We start from the raw sequence: 17,604 nt of genomic DNA on the forward strand, positions 1-17,604 counted from the left end.
TCAGGGTTCAGAGCTGGCTTTTGAGCTACCACGTGGCAGCAGCGCGCTGACAACACCGGCTTTCAGCATCAGAGGCTGATTCAGGCGCCAGCCTGTTTCGTAACCGACTTCAGGAATCAGTTCATCCAGTGTTTCCAGCTGGACATAGGTTTTCCCCTCAACCGCTTCATCAACCTGGCCCACATAGATCTGGGTGGACTGATCACCAGAGATGGAACGGTTGACCATGATGACCTTGTCCTGATCGGCGAATACCGGAGAAAGCAGGCTCAGTTTTAATTGTTTGGGCCACTCACTGATGTCGCCCTTCAGGGTGATTCGGACCTCTCCTGTCAGGTCATCAATCAGCAGGTTGGCACGAATGCCATAGTCCCTGGCGTTGTGATCACGGGTGAGGTCTTCATTGATCTGTTTACCTGTTTTGTAGTAGTCATCGACCACCACACTGTCCTGAATCTTGAACGCATAGTAGGTCCGGTAGCTGCCCCAGACAAAGGTGACGGCCAGTACTCCCAGAATTCCCCATACCCAGGGTTCCTGGTACCAGCGGGTGACGGGTTCATTCTTCACAAGGCTCATAATCGTTATTACCTGTCTTCAGATTTGCGGAGCAAGGAATCGGCTTTCGGCACTCACAGGCTCAATATCCGGCTGATCGCTGCTGATTATAAATTCAATATCGCGGCTGCCGGAATCGATAGAACCCGCAGGCAACACCAGTCGAACTACGTGTTGCGCAACTTCGCCAGCATTGACCGTAAAGCTCATATCGCCTTTGGTACTCAGATCCCCTATGTCCCTGACACTGACGGTCATGGTCAGCGGGCGCTGATCCTTGTTAGCCAGTTTGAGGATATAGGTATTTTCAATGCTGCCATCAGAAGTGGTGCGATAAAGCTGATTGCGGTCTCTGAGAATGTCCAGTTCCAGTGCCGAGCGATTGTTCAGGCTTCCTATGAACAATCCGATCATTGCTAGCAGGGCAGTGGTGTAAGCGATCAGCCTGGGACGTACGAAACGGGTTTTCTTACCTGAAAGCTCATTATCTGTGGTGTAGCGGATCAGGCCTTTTTCGTAGCCCATCTTGTCCATAATGCTGTCGCAGGCATCGATGCAGGCCGCACAGCCTATGCAGCCGATCTGCAGCCCGTTCCTGATATCAATACCGGTCGGACAGACCTGTACACAGACGCTGCAGTCAATACAGTCACCCAGTCCCTGGCTTTTGGGGTCCACACCTTTTTTGCGAGAGCCCCGGTTTTCACCACGGTTATGATCGTAGGCGACCACCAGAGTGTCCCGGTCAAACATAACACTCTGGAACCGTGCATAGGGGCACATGTGCAGGCAGACCATCTCCCTCAGATAACCAGCATTGCCGTAAGTTGCCAGAGTGAAGAAGCCCAGCCAGAAAAGCGCCCAGGGGCTTACCTTCAGGGACAAAATATTCGGAACCAGTTCCCGAATCGGAGTAAAGTACCCGACAAATGTGATAGCCGTGGCAACAGAAACACTCAGCCAGATACCATGCTTTGCCAGTTTGCGCAGAACTTTTTCTGCCGACACTGGACCTTTATCCCTGCGTATTCGCTGGTTGCGTTCACCTTCTGTGATCTTCTCCGCCCACATAAATACCCAGGTGAACACACTTTGGGGGCAGGTGTAGCCACACCAGATCCGACCGGCAAACACCGTTATGGCAAACAGGCCAAAGGCGCAGATAATCAAGAGCCATGACAGCAGAATAAAGTCCTGCGGCCAGAAAGTAGCGGAAAAAATATGAAATTTACGCTCTGGCAAGTCGAACAGCACAGCCTGTCGGCCATCCAGATTTAGCCAGGCCGTGCCGAAATACAGAAGGAATAACAGCGCTCCCCCGACTAGCCTGAGATTGCGAAAATACCCCTGGAAACTGCGAGTGTAGATTTTGTCCGGTTTTTGATACAGGTCAATCAATTCCGGTCCATTGGATTGGATTTTTTGGTCTGACTCTGGCATTTCACTTCACTGCCCTGATGGTCGATACAGGCTGTCCAGCGAACCGAATTCTCCCCTATGAATTTGAGAAGCGGTCCTTCGAACGGCATTTGTTTTTCATTGCTTATAAAAGATGCTATCGGAAACTCGGCATTATTTTACATGATAAAAAAAACCGCAGCCAGATGACTGCGGTTTTCATGACAAGGTGCCAGAAGGTAATTATACCAATCGAACTTTCTAACTCCCTATTGCGCTGAAGATTTGAGCCTTAATCCTGCGTTGCCGATCGTCGCCATAGCTAAGGCTATGACTCCTCACGCCGCCTTGTCTTAAGGCTCAAATCTCCATGCTCATCACGGGAGTTAGAAAGCACGATTGGTATTAGTCCTGCGCTTCTTCGTTGTCTTTGTTGTCTGCGTCCAGACTGAATACGTAGGTAGCGACCAGATGGACTTTTTCACTGCCCAGAATGTCTTTCCAGGCTGGCATTACACCGTTACGACCTTTGCGAATGGTGTATTCCACCTGAGCCTGGCTTGAGCCATACAGCCAGATCTCATCGGTCAGGTCGGGTGCCCCCAGCGTCTGGTTACCTTTGCCGTCGGCACCATGACACACTGCACAAGTCGTGTCATAAATCTTCTTGCCTGCAGTCATTGTGGCCGTGTCTACCTTGTCGATCAGACCTGCATTAGCACGGATGAAAGTGGCAACGTCACGAACACCTTTCTCTCCAATCACCGCACCCCAGGCAGGCATCTGCCCGTTGCGGCCTTCCATGATCGTGGTGGTGATGGCGTCAGCCGTGCCACCATAGAGCCAGGCATTGTCGGTCAGGTTCGGGAAGCCAAAAGCACCGGCGGCATCACTTCCGTGACACAAGGCACAGTTGTTCAGGAAGATACGCTCACCCATCTTGACGGCTTTAGGGTTCTTAACCAGCTCTTCGATCGGAGTATCAGCGTACTGGGCAAACAGTGGCTGATAACGGCGATCATGTTTTAGCTGGTGACGTTCCAGTTCACCCGTAGAAGTCCAGCCCAGAAAGCCCTTCCAGTTTCCCAGACCTGGGTAGAGAGCCAGGTAAACAGCAGAAAAGATGAAGGTGGCGACAAACAAAGCCAGCCACCATTTAGGCATGGGATTATCCAGCTCTTCGATACCGTCGTAGGCGTGCCCGGTGGTTTCAGTCGTTGTCTCTTCGCGCTGCTGCTTCCAGGTAGTAAACAGCACATAGATTACAAATGCCAGGCAGGCCAGAGTAAGGATGACGACCCATCCACTCCAGAAACTACTCATCATTATATGGCCCCTTTGTCCTTGTCTGCGTGCTCAGTATTTGCTATGCCACTGGCGTGTTGCGTATTTATATGAGCTTCGTCATCTGCAAACGGCAATGATGCCGCTTCATTAAAGTCGCGCTTTTTATGGCCACTGTACGCCCAGAAACAAACCCCCACAAAGGCGAGCATGGCTAACACAGTGGACAGTCCTCTCAGATCATTAATATCCATGAGTGTCACCGTTTGTTCTGGAGAGCGGTGCCCAGTGACTGCAGATAAGCCACTACGGCGTCCATTTCAGAGTGACCCTTGACAGCGGCAGCTGCACCTTCAATGTCATCATCGGTGTAGGGTACGCCCAGGCTTCTCAGAACTTCCATTTTCTTGCCGGTCAGTTTGCCGTCCAGAACGTTTTCATTCAGCCATGGATAAGATGGCATGATGGACTCGGGCACAACATCTCTGGGGTTGTTCAGGTGGGCACGGTGCCACTCGTCAGAGTAACGACCACCAACTCGGGCCAGGTCCGGGCCTGTTCGTTTAGAGCCCCACAGGAAGGGATGGTCGTAGACAGATTCGCCGGCTACAGAGTAGTGACCGTAACGCTCTACTTCAGCGCGCAAGGGGCGAACCATTTGTGAGTGACAGCCTACACAGCCTTCGCGAATGTAGATGTCACGACCTTCCAGTTGAAGGGCGTTGTAAGGCTTCAGGCCTGCCACCGGCTCAGTGGTGGTTTTCTGGAAGAACAGTGGCACAATCTCAACGAGGCCGCCAAAGCTGATGGCTACTACGATCAGTGCCACCATTAAACCAAGATTTTTTTCAACTAAATCATGTTTTTTCATGGTGAACTCCCCCGGTCAGGCCGTCTGTACAGGTGACGCCTGAACTTCACCTTCCTGCTGGTTTTCACTGCCCTGTCTGACAGTGCGGTATAAGTTGTAAGCCATGATCAGAACACCTGCTACGAAGAAGGCGCCACCGATTGCACGGACAACGTAGCCAAAGTGGCTGGCGGTTACAGACTCGAGGAAGCTGTAGGTCAGGGTGCCGTCGTTGTTTACAGCTCTCCACATCAGGCCCTGGGTAATGCCGTTGACCCACATAGCCACAACGTATAGAACGGTTCCGATAGTAGCCAGCCAGAAGTGAGCGTTGATCAGGCCAACACTGTACATCTGTTCACGACCACACACCTTGGGAATCAGGTGGTACAGGGAGCCGAAGGAGACCATGGCTACCCAGCCCAGTGCGCCGGAGTGGACATGACCGATCGTCCAGTCGGTGTAGTGAGACAGAGCGTTGACTGTCTTGATGGCCATCATAGGGCCTTCAAAGGTCGACATACCGTAGAAGGACAGGGATACCACCAGGAAACGCAGAATTGGATCGGTGCGCAGTTTGTGCCAGGCGCCGGACAGGGTCATGATGCCGTTGATCATGCCTCCCCAGGATGGAGCCAGCAGAATCAGGGACATTACCATACCCAGGCTCTGGGCCCAGTCGGGCAGTGCGGTGTAATGCAGGTGGTGTGGGCCCGCCCAGATGTAGATGGCGATCAGAGCCCAGAAGTGCACGATAGACAGGCGGTAAGAGTATACCGGACGCTCAGCTTGTTTGGGTACGAAGTAGTACATCATTCCCAGGAAGCCAGCGGTCAGGAAGAAGCCTACTGCATTGTGTCCGTACCACCACTGAATCATGGCATCCATAGCGCCAGCGTAAGCAGAGTAAGACTTGGTCAGGGTGACGGGTACAGAGGCGCTGTTGACAATATGCAGGATCGCAACAGTAATGATAAAGGCACCGAAGAACCAGTTGGCAACATAGATGTGCCTGGCTTTACGTTTCATGATTGTGGCAAAGAAGACAATCGCGTAGCTTACCCAGACAATGGCAATCAGGATATCGATGGGCCATTCCAGTTCGGCATATTCCTTTGAAGAAGTCATGCCCATAGGCAAGGTAATAGCGGCCAGGACAATCACCAGCTGCCAACCCCAGAAAGTAAAAGATGCCAGTCCGGGCATGGCCAGTGGAGCCTGACAGGTTCTCTGAACGACATAGTAAGAGGTGGCGAAAAGGACGCAGCCTCCAAATGCAAAAATAACGGCGTTTGTGTGTAAGGGTCTCAGTCTGCCAAAACTGGTCCAGGGTAGATCAAGATTCAGTTCAGGGAATACCATCTGGGTAGCGATGAACAGTCCCATCCCCATCCCGACGACGGCCCAAACCACCGCCATGATGGCAAACTGCCTGACAACCTTATAGTTATAGGTTGGCTGTATCGTTGCAGTGCTCATGCTCCGTGTTACCTTCGGGTTCTGCTAACAATTATTACGACTTGGAGATAACCTGAGGCTTTGCAACTTTGACCGAAAATCCAGTAACACATTCCAATTTTGGTATTCACTTTGACACTGGGCGCAGTGTTTTCAGAGTCAGGCCAAGGCTATCTGGTCGCCAAAGTCTTCTGAAAAGTAAAGGTGAAACTGTTTTACTGGATTTCAGGCCAGATATTCTTTGCTACTGGCCAGCTCCCCCGGGTTTACGTAAGGCCGTGCTTCCTGCAAATTTTTTGTTAGTAAAAATGCAGTTAACGAGTTGAGTCGGAACGTTGCGCTCATGAGGGCGGCCAAAAAGCTGCGCTCGCGAGTGTTTGATATAAGACAGTTGTCAAATTCATTACCTGACAGAGATCCTCAGGCTCTGGCTGAATGACTTGGGACTGACCTATTACCTTCAGACTCCGAGTGTTTTGATCCTGATCCGATAGTCCTGATCTTGCACACTTCTGGTTATTATCCGGTCCTTATCGGTTGGCAGAGTTTTGTGATACCGCCAAACCCGTCGCAATCATACAGAAATATTACTTGGCCTGCTAATGCTTTTTGGGTATGACTGGCTGCTATGTATTGAAATCTTTTGTGATGGCCTGTTTTGTATAGAGTCTGTCAGGATCGCCATGGGGTCAGGGCTGTATCAGACGAGTAAGATGGGTCATTGCTGTCAATTTCTGCCATTGTCAGAGGATGTTCAGTTTTGTGTCAGTGTTAGCAGAAGCCAGAAGCACAAAAGTCTGCTCTGCATGAGATCTGACTATTGCTGGAAGAAACGCCAGTAGCCGCATAACAACCCAGATGGCTATTGAACTGAACTGTTCGTATTCATCAGAGTGAGTAGGTGATTGCTGTTCCAGAATGTTTATAGATAATTTGCACAGCCCTTTTATAAAGGCCTGTAAGGGAAAAAAGCCAAACATATGTGCAAGTCCAAAATCATGATTTCTATCATCGTCCGCTTTATGAGAAAGTGAATCATTATGGATTTCCTTTGAAGTTTTCATTATCTCTGGATCAGGTCTTTTATTCTGCTTGATATGTGAGAAATAGTTCTGGTACTTATGATCATGTCTTGAAATAAAAAAATCCTCCGTCATTTCATACGGCTGCATAGCGGACCAATAGACTATTTCTAATGAGGTTCTATGCGGTGCCTGTCAGAAAACCCAGAAAATTCACAGCGAATTCTGACTGACATCCATTCATAGCGACTGAACTTTACTGCTACGGCAAGCAAAGGCTATTTCTTATACTCATTTGTGTGGAATATAAACAAAAACACCCTTTCCAAATCGTGCAAAACCCTCATGCATAGCACGATAAAACAAAAACTGACCGGTAACAGGCTGGAAAGCTATTGACGATCTCTACTCAGAAGAATTTTACCTAATCGCTTTAGATTGCTGGCAACAACAGCAGCGCAACGTACCGCTTAAAGCCTACAATGCCTTTATCCGGGCATTTGTCCAGGCCATTGGCTTCCTAAAAAAAATGACACCCATAAATTTGTTTTCTTCAGAAAAAATGACACCCATAAATTTGTTTTCTTCAGGAATAGAGCCATTAAAATAGGTGAATTTGACAAAATACGGCAATGCCGTATACTTCTAATCTATGATTTTCATCGAAACAAGTAAATTTACCAAGATACTCTCTTATTATTTGTCAGATGATGAATACAGAATGTTGCAATGGCACCTTCAGGAGAAACCTGATTCTGGTGACATTGTTCGTGGTAGCGGAGGTGTCCGTAAAGTACGTTGGGCACCAGAAGGCAAAGGTAAAAGTGTTGGCGTTAGAGTAATTTATTACTGGAAAAAGAGTGACCATGAAATATGAATGCTCACAATGTACAGTAAGTCTGAACAAGCCTCTATACCCGGCCACATACTTAGAAAGATTGCGGAGGCTATCGTAAATGAATGATCGTGATATCGGCCAAGAAATTCTTGATGGTATAGAAGAAATTAAGGCTTTTAAATCAGGTAAGGGAAAGTTGAAAACTTCTACTCTTTCAGAGCCATCTCCAGCCAAAGAAATTCGACAAAAATTACAACTTTCACAATCAGCATTTGCTGGTTTCATGGGAGTGAGTATCAGAACCATTCAAGACTGGGAGCAAGGCCGTAGAACGCCACAAGGTCCGGCAAAAGCCTTGCTCAGAATAGCAGAGCAGTGTCCTGAAGTATTTCAAGAGTTACGCTAACCCATAAAGTAAAATAGACATCCATAAATTTGCTTTATCATCCACCTGGTCTACTTTTTCATCCATCACTGATTTTTTACCAGGACAGGTGAGTCCATGGCTCAGGCCCGCAATACTCTGATTGACCCCAGTTCAACGCCTTATTACCACTGCATGGCAAGATGTGTTCGTCAGGCTTACCTCTGTGGAGATAACCACCTGACTGGCAAGAACTACGAGCATCGCCGCCAGTGGGTGGTGGATAAACTCCGGGAACTGGTTTCAGTCTTTGCTATCGAAGTCTGCGCTTACGCTGTCATGTCGAATCATTATCATGTGGTTTTGCACATCAATCAGTCATCTGCCAGAGGCTGGTCACGGGACGAAGTGCTTCATCGTTGGACGACCTTGTTTACGGGTCCACTTCTGGTGCAAAGGTATTTGGCTGCTGACAAACTGGGCAGCGCTGAATTGGCCCGTATTGATGAATATGCTGAGGAATACCGGCGTCGTTTAACGGATATCAGCTGGTTTATGCGCTGCCTGAATGAATGTCTTGCTCGTAAGGCCAACAAAGAAGACGAGTGTAAAGGACGCTTCTGGGAAGGTCGCTTTAAAAGCCAGGCATTGCTGGACGAAGCAGCGTTACTGACCTGCATGACCTATGTTGACTTGAATCCGATTCGGGCTGGAAAGGTAGAAACACCCGAAGAGTCCGACTACACGTCGATTCAGGAACGCGTGGAGCAGGTTACACATTCTGAGACTAAAAAACAGCCGCTGACCCTGAAACCTTTTTGTTCGCAGGGCCAGAATACGAACGTTGCCCTTCCCTACCTTCTTCACGACTATCTGGAACTGGTTGACTGGAGTAGCCGCATTGTCAGGACAGATAAGAAAGGTTCCATCCCGTCGTGCACCCCTCCGATTCTTCAAAGGTTGGACATTGATCCGGATGAGTGGCTGAAAACCATGCAATGGAATAATCGTTTTTATCGGGCAGTTGGCCGTCTGGAAGCGATGAAGGCCTTTGCACTTGAAGCCGGACAGAAGTGGCTTCGAGGTTTAAACGCCTGCAGTCGTTTGTACCTGACAGGTTAGCGTAGAAGTCAGTTAAGAAGTCAAAGACGCTCTCTTTATCTCTTCGACGTATGTCAGAATGGATTTGCATTGTCTGAATTATGGCTTGGACAGCCTCTGTTCGTTGGATGGCGCTGTGTGTCTCATTGATACGCTACTTGAAGATAGATTTTCTGATCCTTTTTGGGGTTACAGTTTTTGAATGTCTTATTTTTTATGGGTGTCTTATTCTCTTTTTTTTTATGGGTGTCTTATTCTCTTTCTCTTTTAAGTGCGAATGATGAACTACATCTTCAATTTTGTATCTCAATATTTGTAATTTGGTCATTTTTATTAAAAAACACTCTTTTTTTGTTCTACTGGATTCTTTTTGAAATGCTTCCTGTTTTTTTCTGTTGATAATCCTCTTACCCATTTTTATTATCAGATAGAGCCAGTCATCGTCACTGAAGTACTGAGTGTTTCCGTGCAGGTAATCTTCCATTAATGATATTTTGTATTTTTCGCCAACGGTGAAATAGCCTGCTGGTTTTTCCAGGGTTGTTATTTTTCTTGTTTTTATGGGATGAAGGCTCTGTTGCTCATCTGAAAGAGTGTCATCTACAGGCAACCGCTTGGTAATTTTCGGGCACGGGCCCGCCTGGCAAGTCGTATCTGCCGAGATGTGCTTTGGCTGTGAGGAGATTGGTGGTAAATGCATGGATATAGTCCTTGATAATTCCAACTCATTACTCTATCTGATGATATTTTGCCGAAAAAGTTCAAAAGGTTTTAAAAAAATTGAAAAGCTTGCCAAAGCCGATTGAGTACTTATGAGTCTTCGGGAGTGGCCGGTGATTGCAGCAGTTCAGACACCATTGCAGAAGCACGCCTGCTGGTACTGAAAGATCACAGCCTTTGGTAGCAAATTAATCTGAGTAAAAAATGTACGAAAGTACTATAAACGACGAGAGATCAGCCCAGTAAGTGAGTGGGTGCAAGTCGGCAATGCCACGACGCTTTTGCCAGTCTGACGAAAACGCGCTTTGTGTATGATCTTTCATTCCAGGGTCATCTGCTACAGATTTACAGGCAGTAGGGGCGCAAGTATGGAAAACTTGATTGAAATGGCATCCTGTAGTCTACCATGTAGGCTTCGCCCTAATTTCTGACGGCTATAACAATACAGGAGTCTTGGAATGTATAGACACTTCTTTTTTTGGCTATTAGTAATTTATCTACAAGATGCAAGAGCAGTTGAAGATTTAAGAGTTTTTTTCGTTGTCGAACCATCTAATTTGAAATTCTTGATGGATGGGTGTTATCAGTTTAATACAGAGTTCAGTTACTCTATAGAAGATGTTAAAGATGAAAATAAAGGGAGTCGTAAAGCAGTAGTCGTCTTTATGAAACATTTAAAAAACCCATTCTCTTGTTTTTTGGTTCCTTCTCGTGAGTTTGGGGTTTTTGCTGAGGGTTCTGATGATTATAAATTTTATTTGCATTATTTTGATTTTGGAGATGATGAGCCAGGTTTTACTCAATATTTTATTACCAAGTCTTTTTGGTATCATCTTTTTTATACGTCATTTATCGAGCAAAAAAATAGAGAGTCAAAGTTTGCTGAATCATTTGTTAGTAAAATCTCTGATTTGGAAGTAGTGCTTTTATTTAAGTGTTTTGGTGATGAAGAGTCGAGAAATGACTGTAAAGACTATTTATTAGAGAGCCTTGAGTGGTTTGGGTGGAATATTGAAACTAAAGACAGAAGAAAAGATGGTTTTATATACATTAGAATTATTATTCCTCTTGGAAATGAACACCATAATAATTCCCAGACTTTTCAGCTAGATTCCAATGTTCGTTTGGATATTGAAAAGTCCGGTGTAAGAAGGAAAGGAGAGAGAAATAAAGGTTCTATGATTTTTTTTCCATCATTAGTATGTCAGAAGAAATCCTGCGAAACGCTGGCCCTCAGCAGCGTACAGAATCAGGAAGACTATTGCGCTTTCGGAATGATTGGTTCAAACAATGCTTGTGTATGGACATTTCCCAGAAGCTACAACCAACTGGAAACCTTTGTTGAAGAAAGCCCCGGCACTGGTACTAATGTTACTGCTAAAGCTAAAAATATCTATGAAGCCTGCAGAGAGTACACTAAAACCTCGGCAGATGTCTTTAGCATTACTAAAGCCTTATTCGTTGCTCTGACGGGAATTGTCAATAGTTTCAAAAGAGTAAAGTCAGACGGTTCTAACAGTCTGGAAAATACGAGTAAATATTTAAATGAGCTCGGCTTTGAGGTTCATAATATGCCAACTGATGGCTACTGTGGCTGGCATGCTATCCTCAGTTGGATCAGAAACAACAGATATGAGCTTTTATCTGAAATGACTGAAAATCCAGATGAATTAACGGCAAGTGGTGTATTTGAATATTTTTCTGCCAGAGCGCAAGAACGGGTTGATGAAGGTGATGAACCTGACTTTGTCGTATCAATGGCCAATGAAATGAATGGGTCTCATTCGGATAGAATGTGGCTTGAAGATAATCATATTCGTTACCTGATTGCCCCGTTTATCAACCAAAATATTTTAATGTTTGATATAGCTTCTAATGCTCCCACTTCAGGATGTCCTTTTCAGATTAGCTTGATAACACCAGATGGTGTTGATATTAACTTTCAGAATCAAAACGAAATTGTCGAAGCGTTACATGAAAATCGTCATTGTATGATGTTGCTTCATGCTTCTAATCATTGGTTGTTGGTAATGCCTGCTGATCAAGTGGCCAGAACTCAAGCTAATCAAGGAAATACAACTTCACAGGATTTACCCGGAGGGTGGCTTGAAATTGACTGGAGTAAAGTCGTTGTTCCACAGTCTCTTTCTGAATAAGTAGTTCAGCGCATTGTAAGGCCTGTTCTTGCTCTTGAGGCAGTCATTGTCACTGAAATATCGGGTATTGTCATACAACTTCACTATTGGTCCATATTTTTCCTGAATGTTCAAAAAAATTTGATAAACAATAAGGTCGATGGCTGTCTGAGGGGATTCTCCGGATCAGAGGCCATCTACCACAGAGTGCAGCTATTGGAATTGTGTGTGAGCATAACCGATGAAGGGTTTTGATTAGTTTCATTTGTCAAGAGTCATAGTACTACTAGAGTTCACAAACAGTAATCCAAGAGGAAGTGACGCAGTGAAAGCATTTTTTTTCATTCTTATCTTTTTTTTTACGCAATTTTCTGTGGCAGGGAGATTTTCTGATGCTATTTTAGGTAACAATTTTACAGCAATAGAAGAGTTCATCAAGAAAGGTTATATGCTCGAAAGAGAGAATGACGCCGTGTCCGACGCACTTAATTCCGGATCATTGGAAATGCTGCTTTTTGTGCTTAAGCATGGTGCTGACCCGAATTCATTTACCTATACACATACCTATAATAGTTTGAGGGTCGCACATATTTTAAATGATGCCTCAACGATATCTGAAATTGTTGCATTGCTCAGTTTTGGTGCAGACCCTTTTGGTGACTCTCTATGGGAGTGGAACCATGCATTGGTTGATAAAAGGTGGTTGCATTTAATTATTTATTATTATTGGTGGAAAACGTTAAAGTACGGTAATTTTACAGCCCCCAATAGCCTTTCTGAACTCAATGTCATTATAGGGTCTTTACCTTTCCTGATTATTAACTCTTTTGTTGTTTTTATGGAAAATAATCTTGATTTGGAAGAGATATTACCTGTGTTGCCAGAAGATCTGAAATGGTTGTTTGATTTTGCAAGCAGACAATAACCAGACGACAAGGGAACCATAGTGAGGTCTGATTAATTCGAAAAGTGTTATATTTACAACATATCAGGCCACTTTGACTGGCTCTTCCTTGCAGACTTTTTTTGTTTCTGGCTACCTTGGCATCTTCAAGGTTGATCAGCGCGTGTTGATAAGTGCATCTAATCCAGACTCTTCTTAAATCGTTTTGCCGCAACCACTAATCCAACGATCGTAAAAACGCCCAGGTAAGCAACATCTTTTGCCATGCCCTGTAATTCTGCACCTCTTAAAATAATACCCTTCATCAACCGCATATAGTGGGTTGCAGGCAAGAGTTCGGAAAACCATTGAGCAGCGATTGGCATGCCTTCAAAAGGAAACATAAACCCTGACAACAGAATGGAAGGCAGCAGAATGAAAATGGTCATTTGTGAAGCCTGCAATTGCGTTTCCGCGCAGGTGGAGATAATCAGCCCCATTGTCAGACTGGCAGAAATAAACAGCAGGGTGGCCAGTAACATTTGGAAAATACTGCCGACAAAGGGTACCTTAAAAATCAGGTTACCCAGCAACATAATAATGCCGGTCTGAATAAAACCTGCAAAAATATAGGGGATGATTTTGCCAATCATCAGCTCTATCGGGTGAACGGGTGTCGCTATCAACAGTTCCAGGTTACCCCTTTCCCGTACCAATGCGGCAGAAGTGAACATAATCATCGTCATGGTCAGAATAACGCCCACCAAACCAGGAACCGTGTTGACGACGGATCGTTGTCTTCACCGCGTCGACAAGAGCCCGGCTGAAGTAAGTTTGGCTCTGATCCACAATACTGACCGGTATCTCTCTGACATCGATATTGATGGCGTAGCCAAACAGCAGTAATTCAACCAGAGGAATAATGACGATCATGGCAAAGGTGGCATGATCACGTGACAATTGTCGAAATTCCTTCATCAGGATTGAGAAGATTCTTTGCAGGCTGTTGGTCATGCCTGACAGGGTTGAAGATTTTTCCACTTCGTTTCTCTGAAACCTTTTGTCGGCATCTACCAGCCGGGCCTCAATTTGCCCGACACTGGCTCTCGCTGCTGCTATATCTTCCATTCTCGCTCCGTTGACCATTTCATTGAGGTAGGCTCGTGCCCGCTCCGTTTCGGCCAGGGTGGCAGCAACAGCGGCCTGTTGTTTGCGATCATCCAGCTTCAGGATCAATTGACCGGTTTTAACAGGGTTTCCCTCAGGGATAAGAATGTCTGTAATCAGCTCCGAAGCGGTGGCTGTCAGAGTGACTCTGTCTCGTTCAAGTGTCCCCAGCGCCTGATGGTGATCGGAAGAGAAGCAGCCGGAAAGCAGGAGTGTCAGAGCGGCAGCTTAAGTTAACGCAAGATGATTCTTTATCCATCGGTTCATAGAGTGAAGGCGTTTTTCATGACGATTAACATCCAACAAATGTAGACACAAAACGAAGAGACGTCTTATAACTGTCTCGCCAATGTCTGATACGTGATGAACCCGAAGTCTGTGAGAAGGAAAGTAGTGAGTACCGAATCACTCAGGAAGCGGGGAAGATCGGTACTCAAATAGACGTTTAAGGTCGATCACTCAGCTGATGTCAGGAACTCAACTGAGGGTGCAAAGAATGCACATCCGGTGACGGCCTGTGAATAATCCATCAAGTGATCGTAGTGACCATGGTTATCGGCCTTGATCATGGACTCCATCATCTTGTCAAAATGGACTGGAGTGCGACAGTAGGAGACAAAGTAGAGTCCTCCCTCACTGGCATTACCATAGGGCATACTGTGACGGAGTATTTCCATACTTTTGCCTTCGCTGTTCTTGACGTTGGAACGTTTTACGTGAGCGGTTGGTGCTTTTTCTTCGCCACTGAATTCAATGTTGTCTTCCTTGGTGCGCCCGATCACTTTTTCCTGCTCGGGTACTGCCAGTTTGTTCCACTTTTTCAACGAATGAACCCACTTCTGGGTGTGGATATAGCAGCCACCGGCAAACGACTGATCTTCATCACCCACCAGAGTGACGCTGGCCCTGTCATCGCCCTGGGGATTTTCGGTGCCGTCAACAAATCCACTCAGGTCACGGCTGTCCAGGTAACGAAAACCTGTCTCGTCTTCCTGAATTTCAACCGCCTGTCCAAAATCATCCATGGCTCTGTGCAACAGGATAAAGTTGATATCCCGGCGGTTGGAACGGATATGAAGCAGCAGGTCACCCTGAGTGGCAGGTGCAGTCCGGTCACCTTCTGTCAGTGCTTTGAAAGGAGCAAGAAGGGCCGGCTTACCGTCTTTGTACAGAACATCCCAGGCCTCGCTGCCAATACTGATCGTGGAGGACAGCCTTGCATCGGGATACTGTTGGCTGAGCTCCTCAGTCAGTCGGGGAATCAGTGCACAGGTCTTTCTAATCTGTTCAAGGCTGTCTGCATCTTGTCTGATAGTTAAAACCAGAAAGCAGGCATCGGTATTGGCTTCTGGAGTAATTCCTGATTGTGGTGTGCTCATTTCCAACTCTAACGTCAGTTTTCGTAACAATGGGAACCTGTCTGTTTTCTGTCAGGTTACCTTGCATAGCATGAAGGGGTTTATAGTTTGGATCAATACGCTTATCTGGCTTTATCGGATAGATTGCGGGCCTCTTCGCACTCACCCTCTTCAGCCATTTGTGCCAGTTGCGAACATTCCGATGACATCGGCTGGAAAGGACAGGCTGTGGTCTCTTCCTGACGGGTCATGAGGCTGGCAATAGTGTCTTGCCTGATAATCTTGCTCTCAATGGAGTCAATGGTTCGAAAGCTCAGCCAGACTGCTATGAATGAAAACAGGACGCCTCCGGCTGCCTGACCCACCAGTACCCCATAAGCCCCCATATATTCAGAGGCGACCCAGATGAAAGGGACTGTACCCAGTGTCGCCCGGCCCCAGTTTAACAGGGTTGAGTATCCGGGCTTGCCCAGATTGTTAAAGGCCGCATTGGCAACGAACATAGTTCCTGTAAACAAAAAGCTGATGGCAATCCAGTTGCAGAAAAACGACACCAGACTGGCAGCTTCACCCCGGGCTCTGAACACCTGAATGAGAATGTCCTGCAGTAAAAACAGTATGACTGAAATCACAAGGACATAATACACGGTAAAGAGGATAGCATTTCGAAGCGACTCCCTGACCCGGCTCATGCGTCTTGCCCCAAAATTCTGGCCTATTATGGGTCCAACCGCGCCAGACAGGGCAAAAATGACACCAAATGCAACAGGTATCAGCCGGTTAATGATGGAATAGCCTGCTACGTAACTGTTGCCGTAATGTGACATATAGCGAACCATCCAGGCACCACTGAAAGGCATGGCCAGATTGGTGGCAATGGCAGGGAGGGTGATGGCAAGAATGTTTTTGAGATCCTTGCAAAAAAGCGACCAATCAAAGGGGGAGTAGAGTTTATGTTTATAAAAAATACCGTAAAAGGAAATACCAAACATCGTGACACGGGCCATCACTGAGGCAATGGCTGCCCCCTCTATACTGAGTTCCAGAAGAAAGATCAGAATGGGGTCCAGGATGGCATTCACAGCTCCGGCTGAGAGTGACGATGTCATGGAGAGCCTGGCATCTCCAACAGCTCTGAGTCCGGCTCCAAGGGTCATGGACAAGCTGACCAGAGGCATCGAGGGAATCACAATATGCAGGTAACTGTCGGCCAGTTCATGAACTCGTCCGGTGGCTCCCAACAGAGCAACCATTTGCGGAATAAGAAGCCAGAAGAGGATGGCCAGCGTGACACTGACTAATAGCACCAGGAAACAGATGTTTACCTGATATTGGCAGGCTTTTTTCCGGTTGTGGCTGCCAATGGATCTGGAGACCAGAGCCCCTGCGGCAATGGATAAACCAATACCCAAAGCGGAAGTGATAAACAGGATAGTGCCCGCATAACCAATAGCTGCAGCCAGATATTTTTCACCGAGCAAACTGAGAAAGAACAGGTCGAGCAGGTCGACAAAAAAGAGCGTAGTGATGCCCGCTGCATTGCTGAGACTCATAACAATGACGTGCTTCATTGTTGAGCCCTGGGTAAAGCGGGCATGGGTCATCGTAGGCTAACCTTTCGACACTGTTTAGGTGAGTTGGGCATAAAACGACAAAAGTCGTTAGAATTCCGGATAGTAAAGAGCCGTATTTTGCTCAGTGAACAGGATATTGTGTTTCGACCAGCTTAGTTCAGATCCCGGCGACGGGTCGGTTAAATGGCGTTACAATAAAACGCTTTAGCAATTGCGGACTGTTTTTCTATGGATCTTATCTGGAACCGGGTTGAAACCGGGTCCCCATTACTGATACTGGCCCATGGTGCCGGCGCGGCCATGGACAGTGATTTCATGAATCAAATGGCTGACTTATTGGTGACAGAAGGTATCAGTGTCGTGCGCTTTGAATTCCCTTATATGCGAGAGCGAAGAGAAACCGGTAAAAAAAGACCACCAGACAGGCAGCCAAAATTATTGCAATGCTGGCAGGATGTGATCGGGCAAATCAAAAATGAATACAGCGACTCTCTGTATGTTGGCGGTAAGTCAATGGGTGGACGAATGGCCAGCCTGCTGGTGTCTGAGATGACTGATCTTTCGTTGAGTGGCGTCGTATGTCTGGGCTACCCGTTCCATGCACCGGGTAAACAGGACAGGCCCAGAACAGAGCATCTTGCCGATTTCCCATTACCCATGCTGGTGGTGCAGGGCAGTCGGGATGCCATGGGTGATTATGCAACCGTTCAGGGTTATGAACTGTCAGAGAATATTGAGCTTCACTGGCTGGCGGATGGTAATCATGATCTGAAACCCCGGATAAAATCGGGTTTTACTCATCAGCAGCATTTGGTTGAAGCCGCACAAAAGATCTCTGACTTCATAAAGACAAAGTTTACGTGTACTGGTCTGAACTAAAGTCTCATAGAATAG

The 17,604-nt window shown here is 46.6% G+C and carries 18 protein-coding genes; 6 read left to right on the forward strand and 12 right to left on the reverse strand.

What is annotated here, in order from left to right:
• The 7 genes from ACO6VG_RS16040 to ACO6VG_RS16070 all read right to left on the reverse strand — a co-directional run bounded on the left by ACO6VG_RS16040 (position 1) and on the right by ACO6VG_RS16070 (position 6,612).
• Positions 1-579 (reverse strand): FixH family protein, encoded by a 579-nt coding sequence (locus ACO6VG_RS16040; RefSeq protein WP_422133223.1) that lies wholly within the window; start codon positions 577-579, stop codon positions 1-3.
• Between the two features lie 18 nt (positions 580-597).
• Positions 598-1,998 carry a cytochrome c oxidase accessory protein CcoG gene (ccoG, locus tag ACO6VG_RS16045; RefSeq protein ID WP_422133224.1) on the reverse strand — a complete coding sequence of 467 codons (1,401 nt, stop codon included), beginning with the start codon at positions 1,996-1,998 and terminating at the stop codon, positions 598-600.
• A gap of 363 nt (positions 1,999-2,361) precedes the next feature.
• Positions 2,362-3,282 carry a cytochrome-c oxidase, cbb3-type subunit III gene (gene ccoP / locus ACO6VG_RS16050; protein ID WP_422133225.1) on the reverse strand — a complete coding sequence of 307 codons (921 nt, stop codon included), beginning with the start codon at positions 3,280-3,282 and terminating at the stop codon, positions 2,362-2,364.
• Entirely contained in the window at positions 3,282-3,494 is a 213-nt protein-coding gene (locus ACO6VG_RS16055) for a cbb3-type cytochrome oxidase subunit 3 (protein ID WP_422133226.1), read from the reverse strand. The genes ccoP and ACO6VG_RS16055 overlap by 1 nt, the downstream gene beginning before the upstream one ends.
• A gap of 5 nt (positions 3,495-3,499) precedes the next feature.
• A complete protein-coding gene (gene ccoO, locus ACO6VG_RS16060) occupies positions 3,500-4,111 on the reverse strand; it encodes a cytochrome-c oxidase, cbb3-type subunit II (RefSeq protein ID WP_422133227.1) in 612 nt (203 codons plus the stop codon).
• 15 nt (positions 4,112-4,126) lie between these two features.
• Positions 4,127-5,569: a cytochrome-c oxidase, cbb3-type subunit I gene (gene ccoN, locus ACO6VG_RS16065; RefSeq protein ID WP_422133228.1), complete on the reverse strand. Its 1,443-nt coding sequence runs from the start codon at positions 5,567-5,569 to the stop codon at positions 4,127-4,129.
• 722 nt (positions 5,570-6,291) lie between these two features.
• Positions 6,292-6,612 carry a hypothetical protein gene (locus ACO6VG_RS16070; protein WP_422474696.1) on the reverse strand — a complete coding sequence of 107 codons (321 nt, stop codon included), beginning with the start codon at positions 6,610-6,612 and terminating at the stop codon, positions 6,292-6,294.
• Positions 6,613-7,291: 679 nt separating this feature from the next.
• Between ACO6VG_RS16070 and ACO6VG_RS16075 the strand changes: the two genes are divergently transcribed.
• The 3 genes from ACO6VG_RS16075 to ACO6VG_RS16085 all read left to right on the forward strand — a co-directional run bounded on the left by ACO6VG_RS16075 (position 7,292) and on the right by ACO6VG_RS16085 (position 8,894).
• On the forward strand, positions 7,292-7,447 hold the full coding sequence (locus tag ACO6VG_RS16075; RefSeq protein ID WP_422474698.1) for a hypothetical protein: 156 nt from the start codon (positions 7,292-7,294) through the stop codon (positions 7,445-7,447).
• 79 nt (positions 7,448-7,526) lie between these two features.
• A complete protein-coding gene (locus ACO6VG_RS16080; RefSeq protein ID WP_422133231.1) occupies positions 7,527-7,814 on the forward strand; it encodes a helix-turn-helix domain-containing protein in 288 nt (95 codons plus the stop codon).
• A gap of 96 nt (positions 7,815-7,910) precedes the next feature.
• Positions 7,911-8,894 carry a transposase gene (locus ACO6VG_RS16085; RefSeq protein WP_422474700.1) on the forward strand — a complete coding sequence of 328 codons (984 nt, stop codon included), beginning with the start codon at positions 7,911-7,913 and terminating at the stop codon, positions 8,892-8,894.
• Positions 8,895-9,087: 193 nt separating this feature from the next.
• Here the strand turns inward: ACO6VG_RS16085 and ACO6VG_RS16090 are convergent, their stop codons facing one another.
• Positions 9,088-9,483 carry a hypothetical protein gene (locus ACO6VG_RS16090; protein WP_422474701.1) on the reverse strand — a complete coding sequence of 132 codons (396 nt, stop codon included), beginning with the start codon at positions 9,481-9,483 and terminating at the stop codon, positions 9,088-9,090.
• Between the two features lie 568 nt (positions 9,484-10,051).
• Here ACO6VG_RS16090 and ACO6VG_RS16095 point away from each other — a divergent pair.
• Together ACO6VG_RS16095 and ACO6VG_RS16100 are read left to right on the forward strand one after the other, a co-directional pair.
• On the forward strand, positions 10,052-11,749 hold the full coding sequence (locus tag ACO6VG_RS16095; RefSeq protein ID WP_422474703.1) for a hypothetical protein: 1,698 nt from the start codon (positions 10,052-10,054) through the stop codon (positions 11,747-11,749).
• Positions 11,750-12,053: 304 nt separating this feature from the next.
• On the forward strand, positions 12,054-12,653 hold the full coding sequence (locus tag ACO6VG_RS16100; protein WP_422474705.1) for a hypothetical protein: 600 nt from the start codon (positions 12,054-12,056) through the stop codon (positions 12,651-12,653).
• A 158-nt stretch (positions 12,654-12,811) separates the two neighbouring features.
• On the opposite strand, the gene ACO6VG_RS16105 is transcribed toward ACO6VG_RS16100, so the two are convergent.
• The 4 genes from ACO6VG_RS16105 to ACO6VG_RS16120 form a co-directional block, all read right to left on the reverse strand.
• Positions 12,812-13,345: an ABC transporter permease gene (locus ACO6VG_RS16105; protein ID WP_422474707.1), complete on the reverse strand. Its 534-nt coding sequence runs from the start codon at positions 13,343-13,345 to the stop codon at positions 12,812-12,814.
• Positions 13,308-13,997 carry a biotin/lipoyl-binding protein gene (locus ACO6VG_RS16110; RefSeq protein WP_422476297.1) on the reverse strand — a complete coding sequence of 230 codons (690 nt, stop codon included), beginning with the start codon at positions 13,995-13,997 and terminating at the stop codon, positions 13,308-13,310. The genes ACO6VG_RS16105 and ACO6VG_RS16110 overlap by 38 nt, the downstream gene beginning before the upstream one ends.
• A 236-nt stretch (positions 13,998-14,233) precedes the next feature.
• On the reverse strand, positions 14,234-15,157 hold the full coding sequence (locus ACO6VG_RS16115; protein ID WP_422133238.1) for a Dyp-type peroxidase: 924 nt from the start codon (positions 15,155-15,157) through the stop codon (positions 14,234-14,236).
• 101 nt (positions 15,158-15,258) lie between these two features.
• Entirely contained in the window at positions 15,259-16,740 is a 1,482-nt protein-coding gene (locus ACO6VG_RS16120; RefSeq protein ID WP_422133239.1) for an MATE family efflux transporter, read from the reverse strand.
• Positions 16,741-16,938: 198 nt separating this feature from the next.
• Between ACO6VG_RS16120 and ACO6VG_RS16125 the strand changes: the two genes are divergently transcribed.
• On the forward strand, positions 16,939-17,589 hold the full coding sequence (locus tag ACO6VG_RS16125) for an alpha/beta family hydrolase (protein ID WP_422137619.1): 651 nt from the start codon (positions 16,939-16,941) through the stop codon (positions 17,587-17,589).
• Positions 17,590-17,604 lie beyond the last annotated feature (15 nt).

Origin of the sequence: Endozoicomonas sp. ALB032 (genome assembly GCF_049310125.1) — a bacterium.
In the GTDB taxonomy this organism is placed as follows: Bacteria; Pseudomonadota; Gammaproteobacteria; order Pseudomonadales; family Endozoicomonadaceae; genus Endozoicomonas_A.